The organism is Streptococcus sp. OMI870, from assembly GCF_047460295.1.
In the GTDB taxonomy this organism is placed as follows: Bacteria; Bacillota; Bacilli; order Lactobacillales; family Streptococcaceae; genus Streptococcus.
On sequence record NZ_JASHGM010000001.1, the window covers coordinates 615266 to 631571 of the forward strand.

Annotated in this window: 13 protein-coding genes; all 13 read right to left on the reverse strand. The window is 42.2% G+C overall.

The features are described from left to right. Positions 1–15: 15 nt before the first annotated feature. The 13 genes from QM968_RS03075 to pbp2b all read right to left on the reverse strand — a co-directional run bounded on the left by QM968_RS03075 (position 16) and on the right by pbp2b (position 16202). Positions 16–909, reverse strand: coding sequence for an aldose 1-epimerase family protein (locus QM968_RS03075; RefSeq protein WP_414382145.1), 894 nt, complete (start codon positions 907–909; stop codon positions 16–18). A gap of 353 nt (positions 910–1262) precedes the next feature. Beyond that, a complete protein-coding gene (locus tag QM968_RS03080; RefSeq protein ID WP_414382148.1) occupies positions 1263–2834 on the reverse strand; it encodes a DEAD/DEAH box helicase in 1572 nt (523 codons plus the stop codon). Between the two features lie 788 nt (positions 2835–3622). Continuing rightward, the gene (locus tag QM968_RS03085; RefSeq protein WP_009732512.1) at positions 3623–4531 is read right to left on the reverse strand and encodes a magnesium transporter CorA family protein; all 909 of its coding nucleotides are present in this window, start codon (positions 4529–4531) and stop codon (positions 3623–3625) included. 41 nt (positions 4532–4572) lie between these two features. After that, a complete protein-coding gene (locus QM968_RS03090) occupies positions 4573–4953 on the reverse strand; it encodes a PH domain-containing protein (RefSeq protein WP_003015210.1) in 381 nt (126 codons plus the stop codon). Positions 4954–5031: 78 nt separating this feature from the next. Then, the gene (locus QM968_RS03095; protein ID WP_414382150.1) at positions 5032–6579 is read right to left on the reverse strand and encodes a peptide chain release factor 3; all 1548 of its coding nucleotides are present in this window, start codon (positions 6577–6579) and stop codon (positions 5032–5034) included. A 203-nt stretch (positions 6580–6782) separates the two neighbouring features. Continuing rightward, positions 6783–8708, reverse strand: a complete 1926-nt coding sequence (locus QM968_RS03100; protein ID WP_414382153.1) for a DUF2207 family protein — start codon at positions 8706–8708, stop codon at positions 6783–6785. 56 nt (positions 8709–8764) lie between these two features. Further along, the gene (locus QM968_RS03105) at positions 8765–9445 is read right to left on the reverse strand and encodes a TIGR02206 family membrane protein (RefSeq protein ID WP_414382155.1); all 681 of its coding nucleotides are present in this window, start codon (positions 9443–9445) and stop codon (positions 8765–8767) included. A gap of 13 nt (positions 9446–9458) precedes the next feature. Continuing rightward, a complete protein-coding gene (locus tag QM968_RS03110; protein WP_414382157.1) occupies positions 9459–10145 on the reverse strand; it encodes a TIGR02206 family membrane protein in 687 nt (228 codons plus the stop codon). 28 nt (positions 10146–10173) lie between these two features. Next, on the reverse strand, positions 10174–10875 hold the full coding sequence (locus QM968_RS03115) for a YwaF family protein (RefSeq protein WP_009732507.1): 702 nt from the start codon (positions 10873–10875) through the stop codon (positions 10174–10176). 59 nt (positions 10876–10934) lie between these two features. After that, on the reverse strand, positions 10935–12302 hold the full coding sequence (locus tag QM968_RS03120; RefSeq protein WP_414325168.1) for a UDP-N-acetylmuramoyl-tripeptide--D-alanyl-D-alanine ligase: 1368 nt from the start codon (positions 12300–12302) through the stop codon (positions 10935–10937). A gap of 118 nt (positions 12303–12420) precedes the next feature. Next, positions 12421–13467: a D-alanine--D-alanine ligase gene (locus tag QM968_RS03125; protein ID WP_414326149.1), complete on the reverse strand. Its 1047-nt coding sequence runs from the start codon at positions 13465–13467 to the stop codon at positions 12421–12423. A 76-nt stretch (positions 13468–13543) separates the two neighbouring features. Beyond that, complete coding sequence (recR, locus tag QM968_RS03130; protein WP_021152853.1) at positions 13544–14140, reverse strand: recombination mediator RecR; 597 nt, start codon at positions 14138–14140, stop codon at positions 13544–13546. A 10-nt stretch (positions 14141–14150) separates the two neighbouring features. Continuing rightward, complete coding sequence (gene pbp2b / locus QM968_RS03135; protein ID WP_414382160.1) at positions 14151–16202, reverse strand: penicillin-binding protein PBP2B; 2052 nt, start codon at positions 16200–16202, stop codon at positions 14151–14153. Positions 16203–16306: the final 104 nt, after the last annotated feature.

Genomic DNA, 16306 nt, shown 5'->3' on the forward strand with positions numbered 1-16306 from the left:
CCAACGGTTTTTCATTTACAAAATGGTGATGCGGTATTGGTGACTCCGTGTCTCTTGAGGAGCCAACTGGATCACACCTTTTTTGTCTTCGAAGAAATCGTCCTCTTCTGCAGATGTAGAAATACCCGTCCAAGGCTCTAAGGCAATGAAAGGACCCTTGTTATTGGTAGACCAAAGGACTAGATTCTCAAAATCTGCAAAGTCAAATTTTAAACCTTTACCAGATTTTTTCGAGATAAGCTTCACAAATTTAGAGGCTAATTGATCTAAAATAATGGCGTCTTTTTCAAACAGTTCATGGCGCAAAGGTAGGCTACGCTTATGATCGAAAAATGGCGTCCGCTGCAGGCGATCGACCAAACCGGTTTCTGTAAACAAGAGAGGGACGCTACAAGTTTCTTCTTTTTCAAAAATCAACTCGTAGTCTTCATAGACTTCATCTGCTAAAAGGGGGCAATGAAAGGCTGGATGCCCTCCAATGAAATAAGGCATGACTTGATCTAACTCTAGATTTTGCACGCGATAGGTGATGGTGATCTCTTTCCCTTTCAATTCATAAGCGATTTCCACTCGAAAATGGTAGGGGTAATTTTGCAAGCTCTCGTCATTTGATGTGATTTCAAAGACAAGACGATTATCTGTTTGTTCTTTGAGTTCAAACTCTCTCTTGCGAATGAGACCGTGTCTTGGAAGCTGACCTGTCTTCACACCATCTTTTAGATGATACTGTACTTGGCCATTACGGACACTTCCACAAATCGGAAACAGAACGGGTGCTTGTCCTGACCAATACTCTGGATCCCCTTGCCAGAGATATTCAATACCTTCCTTGCTTCGGATAGAACTCAATTCTCCTCCAAAGGTCTTAAAGTGCACTTCTAGATCATTATTTTTTAATGCAATCACCATGCATGACACCTCTTTGTAATTAATATAGTTATTATATTCATTATAACCTTTTAGCTAAGATTGTCAATTTTTATCTTTATAGTTAAAAATTTTTAAAAAAATAAGAAAAAAACCTTGACAAAACTTAGAAATAATTGTAGACTTAATATGTTAACAGAAACATTCCGTTTTAGGAATCCGTTCTTTCTGTTTTCTGACTTTTTTAGGATGCTCCTTATCATGATACATTTTTTCTAAAAGAGTCAGATATCATTTAGGTCTCCTTATAAATATACAAGGGTTAACAGCTAGTTAACCCTTGTATTTTTGATTTTCATTAAAAAGACGGCCTATTGCTAGACCGTCTTTAGAATTTATTTATCCCCTTTATTGCGGATGACAAAGCCATTTTTCTTTTCGTTGGATGTACGATGAGGACGTTTGTTGCCTTTACCTTCGAAGTCTCGGCTGTTTTTATTGGACTTGCGTTTGAAATCACGGCGACCACCTTCACGGTCATCTCTGCGATTCCGATCTCGGCGTTGGTCTCCACGACGGCTATTTCCACGACCACCTTTGGACTTACCACCAAAGCCACCACCAGATGGTTTAAATGGTAATGGTTTTTCACGCGCAATTTCGACTTCTGGAAGACTGTCTGGATCTTGAACAGTCAAGCTCAAAATGTACATAGCCAATTCTTCAGGAGTAAATTCTGCTGCTAATTTACGAGCGTCTTTGCCAAATTTCTCAAAGTTGGTCCGGATGGTTTCATCCTCAAAGTCTTTCTCAATTTTCTTCAAGGCCACTTGTTTTTTCGCTTGGAAGGCTTCTGCTGCTGTTGCAGGTTTCATTCCCTTCATCCGCTTTTTAGTCAAGTTCTCAATGATTTGCAGGTAACCCATTTCATTTGGCGATACAAAGGTAATAGATTGCCCTGTTTTCCCAGCACGACCTGTCCGTCCGATCCGGTGAACATAGCTTTCTGGATCTTGTGGAATATCGTAGTTGTAGACATGGGTCACACCTGAAATGTCCAACCCACGTGCCGCAACGTCCGTTGCCACCAAAACGTCCAAGTTCCCATTTTTAAAGTCACGAAGGACACGAAGACGTTTGTTTTGATCCAAATCTCCGTGAATCCCTTCTGCTCGGAAACCACGGATCTTCAAGCCACGAGTCAATTCATCGACCCGACGTTTAGTCCGACCAAAGACAATGGCAAGTTCAGGCTGCTCAACATCCATCAATCGGGTCATAGTATCAAATTTTTCGCCTTCTTTGACACGAATATAGTATTGATCGACCAAATCGGTTGTCAATTCTTTGGCCGCAATCTTAACGTGTTCTGGCTCTTTCATAAACTGAACACCGATGCGTTTGATGGCTTCTGGCATCGTTGCTGAAAAGAGCAAGGTCTGGCGTGTTTCTGGAACACGGCTAATGATGGCTTCGATATCCTCCAAGAAGCCCATATTGAGCATTTCATCTGCTTCATCCAGGATCAAGGTTTCAATATGATCGAGTTTCAAGGCCTTGCGCTTGATCAAATCAAGCAAACGGCCAGGTGTTCCCACAACGATGTGAGCGCCTGACTTCAAAGCCTTGATTTGTTTTTCGATGCTCGATCCACCATAGACAGAGCGAACTTTGACACCCTTACTGCGTCCAAAGCGGAAGAGTTCTTCCTGACTTTGAACCGCCAATTCACGCGTTGGGGCAATGACAAGTGCTTGAATCACTGTGTTATCGACATCGATCTTCTCCAACGTTGGAAGACCGAAAGCGGCTGTTTTACCAGTCCCTGTTTGCGCCTGACCGATAACATCTTTTCCTTCAAGAGCCAACGGAATGGTTTGTTCCTGGATCGGGCTCGCTTCTACAAAGCCAGCTTTTTCAATTTCTGCTAATAATTCAGCAGATAAGTTAAATTCATTGAATTTCAATTCTTTCTTCTTTCTAAAAAGTGGTGCGAAGCCACTTTATCACACTTCTTTTCAATGCGAAAACGCACTGATTGCATAGGAAGTCTCCTTCCCGGTTACCTGTCGCAAGACTCATCTAAAGGAAAACCCAATCGTTTTTTATGGAATTCCCTTCGGCGAAAAATGTTTTCGCACTAGCGGATTTGGTTGATTAAAGTCGTTTTCCAAACGAAAAGACACCAAGATCCTCCTTGTGGTAGATTGACCAACATTCCTTTTCTAATTGTTCCATCTCACCAGCATTTCTCTCATACAAGTTTGCAACTTATCTAGTATAACACAATGGACGACCAAATGATAGTCAAAGGAGAATAATTTTATTTTTTAGGAAAAATTTTTAAAAACTTGAAAATAATCAAGAGGGCAGTTTCCCCTAGATTTAGCTGACTTTCTTCTGACATCGTTCAAGAATCCCTTTAAATAGGAGTATAAAAACTTCGGAAAAACTTTTTTTGGTAGTTCTTGCGTTTTTACAAATAAATATGTATAATACAGTTAGTATCTAAAATATTTCTGTATAAAGAAATAGGATCATTTTATCTGATTCAACGATTTATTCTAAGTTCTGATTTATTTAGAACCACTCAGTACTATTAAATCTACTCCTACTATTTCCAAGAAGATTTTGTACAGTCGATGAACTATTCACACTGCCCCTTCTTTGGAGAGGAGGGCAGGTGTCTAGATGGTTCCTATTTCTCAGATTATTCTAGATACGAAGAGGCTCGGATTTCTCCAAGCCTCTTTTTTTATCTTTTTTTCACAATCCACCGCATGACCTTTGCCAAAAGGAGCCATAATATAAAGCTACATACGGATACATAAATCCAAGCATTAGGATCCTCTGTCATAGGAAGAGGGATATTCATTCCAAAGAAACCGGTGATAACGGCTAAAACAGCCAACAAGGCTTCAAAGATGGTTAGGGTTGTCAAGTTGTCATTCAAGTTGTTGTTTAGGATATTGTTGTATGATCCAGACAACTGCTGCAAGACATTCGAAATCAACTCGGTCATTGAAACCAACTGACGCGCTTCGATCATGGCATCATCAAACTGCTCTTTTTCAACATCATTCATCCTGCGATAAATGGCATGCGCTTTGATATGTTCTAGCAACATCCGATTTTGCTTTGCTGCCGCGACCAGATACACCATACCGGTCTCAAGGTCAGAGAGGGCATAAAGATTCTTGGTCGTCGTTGTCTTTCGAAGCAAACGATTGAGTTCATCTTTATGCTTATCTAAGCGATCAATAATCGGATAATAAGCATTACTGATCATTTCAAGACCTGCAAAAAGCAACTTATAGATCGACAGCTCCTCATGGCTTTCCAAATAGCGAACCATTTGTTCAATGATATAGGCATTGACCTGGTTACTGATGGTCACGAGTCGCGTATCTTGAACGATAAAGGTCATAGGAATGGTTTCGTAGTATTCCTTGTCCTTTTCTAAATCCAATACATTGTAGATAAAGGTGATCGTACCGTTTTCTCGATTGTAATCCATATGGGCACGTTCGTTCTTATCCATCGCGTACTCAATGGTTTCTTTGTCAATCTCGTATTTTTTATAAAGATATGAGTTTTCAGCAATCATATCCGAGTCGATATTGATCCATTTCCGATCTTGACCCAATTGTTTATCGATAAACATTCCGTCTCCTTTCTCAACTGTTCTCTATCAAATTGATTTTTTTATTTAAAGACCGCACTGGCTAATGCTTGCTGAATTTCAATAACACTGTTGTCACTCTTAAATTGTAAAACTTCTGAAGGTTCCACTGCTGAAGATACCCAGATTTTTAATTCGGCATCCAAATCAAAATGACCGGAAGTTTCAACTGAAAATCGAGAGATAGAGCGATAAGGAAGGGATTTGTAGGAAGTTTTCTTCCCTGTTACTCCTTGTTTATCTACCAAGATCAAACGAAACTCAGTAAAGACGATTAAATCACGAATCAAGCTAAAAGCAAGCGTCACTTGCTCTCCCGGCACCAAGATATCTTCCAGATCTCTTTCTACTTTATCAACATTCTTTTGAGAGGCATTGCCCATCAAACCACTTAATAATCCCATTATTTCTCCTTTAAAAGCGAAAACGGATAGATTTTCGTTTTCTTATTCTATTGTTATGGATCGTTTTTGAATCGTTCCTTACCCCATCTTTTCTTCCAGCTCAACATCTGGATACTTATCCGCAAACCAGCGGAGGGCAAAGTCGTTTTCAAAGAGGAAGACAGGTTGGTCAAAGCGGTCCTTCGCCAAGATATTTCGGCTTGAAGACATGCGCTCATCTAAGTCTTCTGGTTTGATCCAGCGAACCGTCTTTTTGCCCATTGGGCTCATCACCACTTCGGCATTGTACTCATTTTCCATCCGGTGCTTAAAGACTTCAAACTGCAATTGACCAACGGCACCCAACATGTATTCACCTGTTTGGTAGTTGGTATAGAGCTGGATGGCCCCTTCTTGCACCAATTGCTCGATTCCCTTATGGAAGGACTTTTGCTTCATGACATTCTTGGCAGATACCTTCATGAAGATTTCAGGTGTAAAGGTTGGCAGTGGTTCAAATTCAAACTTGTTTTTGCCCACTGTCAAAGTATCTCCAACCTGATAAGTCCCGGTATCGTAAACCCCGATGATGTCTCCTGCTACAGCATTGCTGACATTTTCACGGCTTTCGGCCATAAATTGAGTCACGTTAGATAGCTTAGCGCCCTTACCAGTTCGAGGGAGATTAACACTCATCCCACGCTCAAATTCACCAGATACGATCCGCACAAAGGCAATCCTGTCACGATGACGAGGATCCATGTTGGCCTGAATCTTAAAGACAAATCCTGAGAAATCCTTGTCATAAGGATCGACCAGTTCTCCATCTGTCTTCTTGTGACCATGTGGTTCCGGAGCAAACTTGAGGAAGGTTTCCAAGAAAGTCTGTACTCCAAAGTTCGTCAAAGCTGATCCGAAGAAAACTGGTGTCAATTCACCTGCAAGGATGGCTTCTTCTGAGAATTCATTTCCAGCCTCTTGCAAGAGTTCGATATCGTCTTTGACTTGCTCGTAGAAAGGGTTGTTGGCAAAAAGCTTGTCTCCGTCTTCTAGACTAGCAAAACGCTCGTCTCCTTTATAGAGTTCCAAACGTTGGTTATAAAGGTCATAGAGTCCCTCAAAGGCTTTCCCCATCCCAATCGGCCAGTTCATTGGGTAACTGGCGATTCCCAAGATTTCTTCCAATTCTTGTAAGAGGTCCAGTGGCTCACGACCGTCACGGTCCAGCTTATTCATAAAGGTAAAGACGGGAATGCCACGGTGTTTCACAACCTCAAACAATTTCTTGGTTTGGGCCTCAATCCCCTTGGCAGAGTCCACCACCATGACGGCAGCGTCCACCGCCATCAAAGTCCGATAAGTATCTTCAGAGAAGTCCTCGTGCCCTGGGGTATCCAGGATATTGACGCGTTTGCCATCATAGTCAAACTGCATAACAGATGAGGTTACCGAAATTCCACGTTGTTTTTCGATATCCATCCAGTCAGACTTGGCAAAGTTTCCTGTTTTCTTTCCTTTCACCGTACCGGCTTCCCGAATCTCTCCCCCAAAGTAGAGCAACTGCTCTGTAATCGTCGTTTTACCAGCATCCGGGTGGGAGATGATGGCAAAGGTACGGCGTTTTTTAATTTCGTCAGTTATTGTCATTCTTTCATCCTCAGTTATTTTTTTAAAAGCATATTTTTTAGTAAGTAGGATCCTTCTACATTGGTTCTCTCCTTTTACCTTAACTAACCTATTATAGCGGAAATAGAGCCTTTTTTCAATCATCAGTGTATTTACAAATTAAAAAGCCTGAGTGAGAACTGTATTTGTTCTACATCCCAGACTTCATTAAGAAACAAGTGCTATTAGAAGGCACCAAATCCTCCACCACCGCCACCATCAGAAAAGCCACCGCCGTCAAAGCCGCCACTGCCATCTGAGGAGTTAGTAGAGAAGCTTGAAACGCTATAAGAATCATCTGCATAACTCATCAAGGTAGAGCCGTCTAGGAAGGAATTTGAAGAGGTCGTTAGCCAAACAACAGTGTCCCAGTTTTCGTATGGCAAGGAAATCTGATGATTTTTGAGTACCTGACTCACTTTTTTAGCTTGACCATACATAGTTGCATAGACTAGGATACGATTCCATAGAACAACACTGTCCAGTTCCGCCTGATTGAAATTTGGAATACTTTCGATCATATTTCGAAAGGCCATCCATTGGAATTGTGCATCCAAGTTCTCTAAGGATTGGAGATGTTCTTCGCGAATTTTCACAACAATATAAAATGGGATAAATAACAAAACCAAAAGTAAAATGATCCAAAAATAGAAGGAAGATAGGTGTGAACCAAATCCAAAAGATAAGAAACACATGCTCACAAATAAGATCAGTAAGAGCCAAAAATGTAGGGCACAGCCTGTTTTTGAAAAAGCTTCTTCTTTCTCAGATAAATCTCTAAAATAAGAAGGTAGTCCTAATTTTGCAATTTCCTTTTCTACACCTTTTGACAATTGCTGGGCATCCTTTTTTAAAAGGGATTGAACGTCATTTCCGACCTTTCGAATACGGTCTCGTTGTGTGTCTGATGTTGCAGCTTGAAAATCTTTTTTTAGGGCTACTTTGTCAATTTTATACTTTGAGAATACCTCACTGATATTGATTTCAGATTCTTGATCAAAAATCATATCAATAAATTGTAATTCAAAATCAGCCAAGCCTTCATAATGGAGACAAGTCAAGGTTTCCCCATTTTCATCTCTAGTCAAACGAAGATTTCCTCGATCAATGAGATCCAATATAGTTGCTTGGATGAGATGATTGAATTTTAATGATCCTTTCTCTCTAGATATCACCATCTGTTCAAAATCAAGTTGATACAGTGCCTTGGCTAGAACAAAAGGTGGTAAATTCTGTGGTGGTTCGTATAATCGTACTCCTTTTGCAATCCGACGAGTTCTGGTACTGATAAAATATCGAATCCATGGAATGAAAGCGAGGAAAAATAAAAGAAACGATACAATTGGAACAACCTTGAGTAAAAGTGTCCGATAAAGGAACGTTTTTTGTTCAATGGATTTCTCTTTTTTTAGAAATTTATCTTTTCTATTTTCTTTTTGAATATAACTCGATTGGGACTGACGCAAGGTATCCGTCATGGGCCAATAAGCATGCAGTTCAAGCTTACCATTTTTAGGAAAATCTTTTGCCCAAATATGATAACCCGTTTCAGTCCGTTCGACTTGGGCTGGTGGATTAAGGTAACCAGTATGGGCATACAGTTTTCCCTGCTTAGCATCCAAGCCATCCACATAAAAATCTAATTTCGCAACTTTCTCATCTCCATCTGATATAGGAAACCAATTCAGTTCTGCAATATCGTTATAGAAAGTCAAGAGATGATCAATCTTCCATTTTACTTTGATCCTGACCGTTCCACCGACGATACGTGCATTGTATATTTTTAATTGACGGCCATCTTCCAGGTCTGTTTCCTCTACACGAATCTCTCGTTTTTCACCATCTACATAGGCTTCCACCTGAGGGTTTTCATGGATTTTGAATCCTTTGGGAAGGGGATCTACACTCCCTAAAGTTACATACTGCCCATTGTAGCCTGTCTGAAACTGATAGGTAATTTCTTGTGTAAATGTTGCTTGACTATCTTCCTGCAAGTGGAGGTGACCCACATAGGATTCAATCCTGTAGCGAACTTCATCATCTGCATGTACCATCGTTATGGTACAAAACATACTCCAAACGAGGGCGATCAGTAGCAAGAATCGCTTCATACATTTCTCCTTTTAAAAAAAGGATTGAGACAGTAATGTCCCAACCCTTACACTTGTTATTTTCTCACTGTCACCCGCTCACTTCTGCGATTGAAGATCTGATTAAAGAGTAACAAGGCAAGGGCTAAAATGCTGGATACAACTAGATAGTTGAGCCAGATCTTATCCCCTCTCATAATCGGAGGTCGGGCCATGAGTCCATAATTCCCTCCAGTGATTTGGTTGATACCGACTAGAAATAAATCTAGGACAAAGGTATAGAGAACAATCTCTCGATTTTTTAAGAGGCTCGAATCATAGCATCTCAAGAGATAGATCAAGGAATTAATCAAGAGACAATAATGCCCGAGGAGGAAGGAAAAGCTCGTAATATGAGGGAAGTTATATGGGTCAAAGACCGGATATCCCAAGGCAAAGATCGCTCCACTCACTCCCATCAAGGCAAAGAACTGCTTACTCTTCCATCGGTCTGGCAAGAACAAGACCGCAAACATAGCCAAGCGACAGTGATAAAAAGGCAGGCTATTGGACCAAGGAATGTGATAGGTAAAATACCAAAGATACAAGCAAATTAGCTGGAAGCCCTGCAAGTATTGAAACAATTTCCGAAATTGCTCATTCTGATAATAGCGAAGTGACACCATAATCGCTGTCACAATTAACAAGACCATCACACTATACCAAAGTGCTGAAATAGCTGGTGGTGCTGTAGATTCTGTAGTGAAAAAATGATGCATAAAATCTCCTTATTTAAACAGATTTAGGTATTCTTCTTTTCTTACTGTACTGAACGATCGTATTGATGAAAATCAGTGTCCCCGTCATGAGAACTGTCACGATCAAATAGTTGAGCACAAGGCCGTGGTCACCTATCACAGGAGGGCGACGCATAAAGCCGTAGTTTCCACCCGTTGCGAGATTCGCAAGCTGAATAATGGCATTGACCCCAAACGTCATCTGACAGATTTTCCAAACATCCCCTTCTTCCACCTGGTAGGATTGAACCAGATAGATCAAACAGTTGGCCAGGAGAGCCCAGTGACCAAAGACATTGTTGATCGAAGATACGTGAGGAAAAGGATAGGGATAAAAAACAGGATGAATCAAGGCCATAATGGAGCCAAAGACTCCCACGAGGGCAAAATATTGTTTGAAGCTCCCCTTGGGAGCCAAAAGAATAATCCACATGGCCATGCGGCTATGATAGAAGGGAAGACTCTCTGAAAGAGGCAAGTGAGCAGCTAGATACCAAGAGTTGATGATGAGCAACTGAATCAATTGCCCCCAATACCAAAAGTTTTGATAGCCTTTGGAAGAAGCAAATCGAATCGACAGAAGACCCACCACTACCAATGAGGTCGGCAAAAAGAAATACCAAGCCCCCAATTGAGGAGGGGCTGTTGGTTGACTGGTAAAAAATAAATCCCAAAGAGTCATGATTTCCTAACCTCAGCTAAGCTATTTTCTATTCTGAACGCGAAACGACAGTCTCTTCAACCATCTTGTATTTGTACTTATACCGTTGGTTGACCAAGCAAATTCCAGCTACCATCACAAAGCTAACCAAAAGGTAGTTCAAGAGTGCACCGTGGTCCCCAATAATTGGTGGACGCCGTAAGAAGCCGTAATCCCCTTTCGTCAAAAGGTTGACCAAGAAAATCAAGGCATTCATGCCAAAGGTGATCTTGAAAATTCTCAAGCCATCTTGTTTTTCAGATTGATAATGATCCTGTAGGTAAATCAAACTATTGGCAAGCAAGGCCCAGTGGCTAAAAATTAGATTCAGAACTGTGATATGAGGGAAAGGGAAGGGATCAAAGGCTGGATACACCAAGGCCGCAATCGATCCTAGAACTCCCAAGAGAGCAAAATATTGCTTGATATAGGTCCCTCTAGGTGCAAAAAGAATCACCAACATGGCCAAGCGGCAATGATAGAAAGGCAAATTATCCGTCAAAGGCATGTGGGCGAGAATATACCAAGCATTAATGGTCAAAACTTGGATCAACTGCGCCCAATACCAAAAGCGTTGGTAGATTTTGGACTGTGCATATCTGATGGAAAAGTAACCAACCACCAACAAAGAAGCTGGCAGAATGAAATACCAGAGCCCAAATTCAGGCGGGGCTGATTTTTGGTTCGTAAACAATAAATCCCAAAGTGTCATTTTCATATTCCTTTAGTTTATTTAAGCCTATCTTTGGAGAGAATTTCCTTCTCTTTTTGCTAGGCCTTTTCCAATTCCTCTACCAATTTGGCTAAATTCATGGAATTGCTTCCCTTGATAAGGATTTGGTCCTGCTCTTTTAAGCTTTCCTTGACTTGTTTGACCATGTCCTCAAACTGGTCTTCTTCAGCGGTCTTTTTGAAATAGTAGACATGTCCGAGTGGAAACATCTGACTCGCTAACTGAGCCAAGCCCGCAATGTCCTGGCCATAGAAAATCACCGTATCCAAGACATCCGGCGAGAGACTGAGAATCATTTGGTTGTGCAGATCAATGGATTGCTCCCCTAGTTCTTTCATATCTGCAAGAACTGCCAACTTCCGGCCATTTGGATTGGCAGGAATGGTTGAGAAGGTTTCTAAAATCAGGCGCATGGCAGTTGGGTTGGCATTGTAGACATCGGATAAGATATCTGCTCCGTTACTGGCCTTTTTCCATTCCGTGCGGTTGCGCGTCAATTGCAAGGTAGCAAAACTATCACGAATCGCCGCTTCGCTCACTTCTTCTTGCAGGGCAACATAAGCTGCAATCATGGCATTAGTCGCATTGTATTTGCCTGTTACAGGCAGGTCAATAGCATCTGATAAGAAGTTCGCTTCAAAAGTCAGGCTATCCTTGCGTTCCTCCAACTTGGTAATGCTGATGTCAGCTCCTTCACCAAAGCGCACAAGCTCTTGTTGGTTGGGTAAAAAATCCTCTACAATCGGATCGGCCGGTACTAGAAGCAAGCCACCAGTTGGCATGCCATCCGCAATTTGCAATTTCCCTTTAGCGATTTCTTTGCGATCTTTGAAAAACTCCAGGTGAGCTTCCCCAATGAGGGTCACGATTGCTGCCTTTGGATGGGCAATTTCTGAGAGGAGATGAATATCTCCCAGATGGTCCTGTCCCATTTCAAGGACAAGCTTCTCTGTTCCTTCTGGCATATGGAGAACCGTGTAAGGAAGGCCAATCTCGTTATTGTAGTTCCCTTGTGTTTTATAGGTTTTATAAGTAGTAGATAATAACTGAGCTAACATATCTTTGGTCGTTGTCTTACCGTTTGAACCGGTGACCGCCAAGACATCTACTTGACTCTTCTCCAAAACATATTGGGCTAATTTTTGAAAGGCCCCTAGAACATCATCTACCAACAAATACGGGTGGCCTTCTACTTCTTTTTCAGACAAGGTCGCTACAGCGCCATTTTCAAAAGCAGTCTCAATAAAATCGTGCCCATCACGCGCTCCCTTTAAGGGAACAAAAAGGTCTCCAGGCCCAATCAAACGGCTGTCAAATTCAGGTTTGACGAGGGCCACATCTTCAAATTGGCTGATATCATTTTTTGCATGTACTAGATGAGCAACTTCATGTAATGTGAGATTCATATCCGACTCCTCAGTTCTCCGTAGCGTCTTCCCCAAAGGTCTAAACGCTCGTTTCAAATTCTTCTCATTATACCATATTCTAGACCACAAAAAAAGCCACCAAACGGTGGCCTCTTTCTTACAACAAATGTGCTTCGTGTTTTTGGAAAACTTCTTTTCCAAGCTCTACTAACTTGGTGATCAAATCTGTATAGTTGAGACCCATATTGTCCCAAAGCAAGGGATACATAGACCATTGGGTAAAGCCTGGCATAGTATTGAGCTCATTTAAGAAGATCTCTCCTTTATCAGTATAGAAGAAATCACAGCGAGCTAAGCCCAAACCACCGATCGCACGAAAGGCTTTTTCTGCGTTGGTCCGCATGGTTTTCACAACCTCAGGGTCCAATTGAGCTGGAATGGCCATGGTAATTTTGTTGTCGATGTATTTGGCATCATAATCATAGAAGGCAACATCTTTGACAACTTCACCTGGCAAGGTACTTTTCACATCATAGTTTCCAAGGAGCCCAACTTCGATCTCACGCGCATTGACCCCTTGTTCTACCAAGACACGGCTATCGTATTTGAAGGCCAATTCGAGAGCAGTCCGAAGTTCTGTTTGGTTTTCAGATTTTGAAATCCCAACACTAGATCCCATATTGGACGGTTTGGTAAAGACTGGATAAGAGAGAGTAGCTTCAATTGCAGCAATTTTCTCCTCCAAGTCATCGCCTTCCACTACAGCTACATAAGGAACTTGTGGAATCCCTGCAGATTCCAAAACCCGCTTGGTCGTGATCTTGTCCATCGCGACACTAGAAGCCAAGATGCCACAGCCAACATAAGGCATTTTCAAGACTTCTAAGAAGCCTTGGATGGAACCATCTTCACCCATTGGTCCATGAAGAACTGGAAAGACCACTGCTCCTTCCTTGTAAATCGCTGATGGTGCGACTTTTTTAGACCAGTCCACTGTATCGTTGGTCATCAATTTCTCATCATCCGCTGGCTTCTCTTCAAAAGCTTGCGTCTGGATGAAATCTCCTGACTGCGTAATAAAATAGGTTTGAACCGAAAATGCTTGGTAATCAATCGCGCGCATCACGCTTTCTGCTGAAAGAACAGATACTTCACGTTCTGCGCTACGTCCACCATACAACAGGATTAAGTCTTGTTTACTCATAGTTTCTCCCTAATTGTTCCCTTGATTTCTTACTTGATAGTATACCATAATGATAGCCCTTTCGAAAGAACTTCTCTTATAATTCTGTCCGATTTTCAATCGCACGAAGAAGGGTCACTTCGTCCGCATACTCGATATCGGCTCCAACTGCTAGACCTCGTGCCAAACGGGTCACTTTGATGCCTGCTGGTTTGAGCACGCGTGAGATATACATGGAAGTTGCCTCTCCGTCTGCCGTCGCATTGGTCGCAACAATCACCTCAGTAACTGTTCCATCCATCAAGCGACTGAGCAAACTCTTGAGATTGATATCATCGGGTCCCACGCCATTCATGGGTGAGATCAAGCCATGCAAGACATGATAACGACCGTGGTATTCCTGGATATTTTCCATAGCAGAGACATCCCGGCTATCTTCAACAACGAGAATGAGGGATGGATCCCGCGTTTCATCTCGACAAATCTCGCAGGTTTCTTCATCAGTCAAATTGCCACAAATACTGCAATACCCTAGCTCACGCTTGGCATTCAGTAAGTTCTTGGCAAATTCATTAACATCATCATCTGACATGCCAATAGTGTAAAAAGCAAGACGGGTCGCTGTTTTGATCCCAATTCCTGGCAACTTCGAATAGCTGTCAATTAATTTTGCAATAGGTGCTGGATAAAGCATAGTTTCCTTTCTAATTCATGGGGTGTTTCTGATTGTATAAGTTAATAATGTCACGCGTAATGGAATGACTGACCGTCGCTTGCAGATTGGTATTGTGCGGAAAGACCACCGCTACTGCAATCTTCGGATTATTCGATGGGGCATATGCCACCACATTGGTATTAATGGCTTGTTTGCCTCCATCGACAGTGGTTTCAGCTGTACCAGTCTTTGCACTGATGGGCACACTGGCCCCTTGACCAAGGGTTTTCCCTGTCGTCAACCCACTCGTACCATTCGCAACCTGGTAGAATCCTTGTTTGATCAAGGCCATGTCCTCCTCTGAGATATGGACCTGATTGAGCTCCTTGGTTTCGATCGCTTTTTTCAACTGACCGAGGCCACCTTGGTCATTATTATCATAGATGCCTTCGACGACATGAGGACTCACCCGCTTCCCATCATTTGCAACGGTTGCCGCATACTGAGCCAATTGCATAGGGGTGTAGTTGTCAAACTGGCCAAAGGCATTGGTCAAATAATTACCGACTGTATACTCTTTCGGGATAAAACCGGTCGATTCATTGGGAAGGTCAATCCCCGTTGACGTTCCAAGACCGTACTCTGCAAAAGTAGAACGAAGTTTTTTCATAGCAGGGTCCACTTGATCTACTTGTAAGGTCATATTTGGAGTGTAGGGTTGCCCCATCATCTTAAGAGCAATTTGAACCATGTAGGTATTGGAAGAATATTCCAAAGCTTCTACTGCATTGATGGAGCGACTGCCATATTGGGTAAACCAAGAGTTAATCGGCGTTGATCCTGCAAAAACAATGGGCTGATCGGTCAGTACCTGATTGCCAGAAATGGCACCATTTTCCCATCCTGAAGTCAAGGTTGCTCCTTTAACGACCGATCCTGGGACAAAGACATTGGTGACTGTTCCCAGAGCATCGGTTGACAAGTCCTGGCTACCAGCCTGGTGCTTAATGCCTGCCATGGCAAGAACTTTCCCTGTATCAGGCTCAAGGACTACAGCATAGACACCTTCGGAGTATGTCGCATTTCCAGCTTGCAACTCTGCGTTAAAGGCAGATCGAAGAATATCTTCCACCCCTTTTTGGAAATCCAAGTCAATCGAGAGCTTGAGATTTTCCCCCTTAGCTCCTTTTGAAATGTCTACCACTTTCTCCATGTTGCCATTTTTATCCAGGAGAATTTCTTTTTCACTACGTTTTCCTTGAAGGACCTCCTCGTATTCCTTTTCGAGATAAGAGGTTCCGACCCGGTCATTCAGAGCGTAGCCTTTTTTGACATAGTCCTCGACTTCTTCTGCCGGAAGCCCTGCCTGCTCAGTCGAAACCGTTCCGATGATAGAGGCTAAAGGAGTATCCAAAACCTTGCGATCCCAGCTAGTCGTAATCGCAATTCCTGGAAGATCTTGACTGTCTGCAGCAATGGTCGCGATTTGCTCAGCTCCTAGTGCTTGTGTCGTAATGATTCCGGTGGCAAAATTCTCCACAGCATTCATCTGACTATAGAGATAGATAATCTTTTTCTCATCTTCTGTGTAACCAAGTTTAGAGGGATCGACACTCTCTACAGCTGCTTGGTAAATCTTAGCTTCTGGTAGACGGTTGCCATCTGTATCAAATTTCTTTTTCTCGGGTAAGTGACCTACAACCTCTTGGTAGACTTTGGTATTGGCTAGATAGTAATCCACTTCTTGCCGTTCGGTCACTTGAGGATTTTCTACATCGACATACTGCAAGAGTTTTCCAGCTGTCTCTCGCATTTCTTGGGCCGTCATTTTGCGATCCCGCGTAAAGGTCAAGACTTGTTTGCCAACATTTTCCACCAAGGGCTTACCAGAAGCATCATAGATTTGCCCTCGCACACTCCCTTGTTTGACCGTCTTTTTGGTAGCTTTTGCCAATTTATCCGTATAGTAGGCTTGGTGAGAGATCTGCATATAGCCAAGTCGGGCAATCAGAACCAAAAAAAGAAGGCAAATCAAACTAAACAGCAGGTAGAGTCTGCGTGTTATCGAATGATTCTCAAACTTCCGTATTTTCTTCTTCATGAAATGTTCTATCCTTCTTTTCTAATCAACACTTACTTTCCATTTTACTATTTTTCCAAGAGTATCTCAAGAAAAGGAAGGGACCTTTCCTGGAATTTTATGAA

Excerpts from the sequence above, each read along its gene's own strand:
- QM968_RS03115 (WP_009732507.1), bottom strand. The coding sequence starts at position 10,875 with ATGACACTTTGGGATTTATTGTTTACGAACCAAAAATCAGCCCCGCCT.
- QM968_RS03110 (WP_414382157.1), bottom strand. The coding sequence starts at position 10,145 with ATGACTCTTTGGGATTTATTTTTTACCAGTCAACCAACAGCCCCTCCT.
- QM968_RS03085 (WP_009732512.1), bottom strand. The coding sequence starts at position 4,531 with ATGTTTATCGATAAACAATTGGGTCAAGATCGGAAATGGATCAATATC.
- QM968_RS03095 (WP_414382150.1), bottom strand. The coding sequence starts at position 6,579 with ATGACAATAACTGACGAAATTAAAAAACGCCGTACCTTTGCCATCATC.
- QM968_RS03105 (WP_414382155.1), bottom strand. The coding sequence starts at position 9,445 with ATGCATCATTTTTTCACTACAGAATCTACAGCACCACCAGCTATTTCA.
- recR (WP_021152853.1), bottom strand. The coding sequence starts at position 14,140 with ATGCTTTATCCAGCACCTATTGCAAAATTAATTGACAGCTATTCGAAG.
- QM968_RS03090 (WP_003015210.1), bottom strand. The coding sequence starts at position 4,953 with ATGGGATTATTAAGTGGTTTGATGGGCAATGCCTCTCAAAAGAATGTT.
- pbp2b (WP_414382160.1), bottom strand. The coding sequence starts at position 16,202 with ATGAAGAAGAAAATACGGAAGTTTGAGAATCATTCGATAACACGCAGA.
- QM968_RS03120 (WP_414325168.1), bottom strand. The coding sequence starts at position 12,302 with ATGAATCTCACATTACATGAAGTTGCTCATCTAGTACATGCAAAAAAT.
- QM968_RS03100 (WP_414382153.1), bottom strand. The coding sequence starts at position 8,708 with ATGAAGCGATTCTTGCTACTGATCGCCCTCGTTTGGAGTATGTTTTGT.
- QM968_RS03075 (WP_414382145.1), bottom strand. The coding sequence starts at position 909 with ATGGTGATTGCATTAAAAAATAATGATCTAGAAGTGCACTTTAAGACC.
- QM968_RS03125 (WP_414326149.1), bottom strand. The coding sequence starts at position 13,467 with ATGAGTAAACAAGACTTAATCCTGTTGTATGGTGGACGTAGCGCAGAA.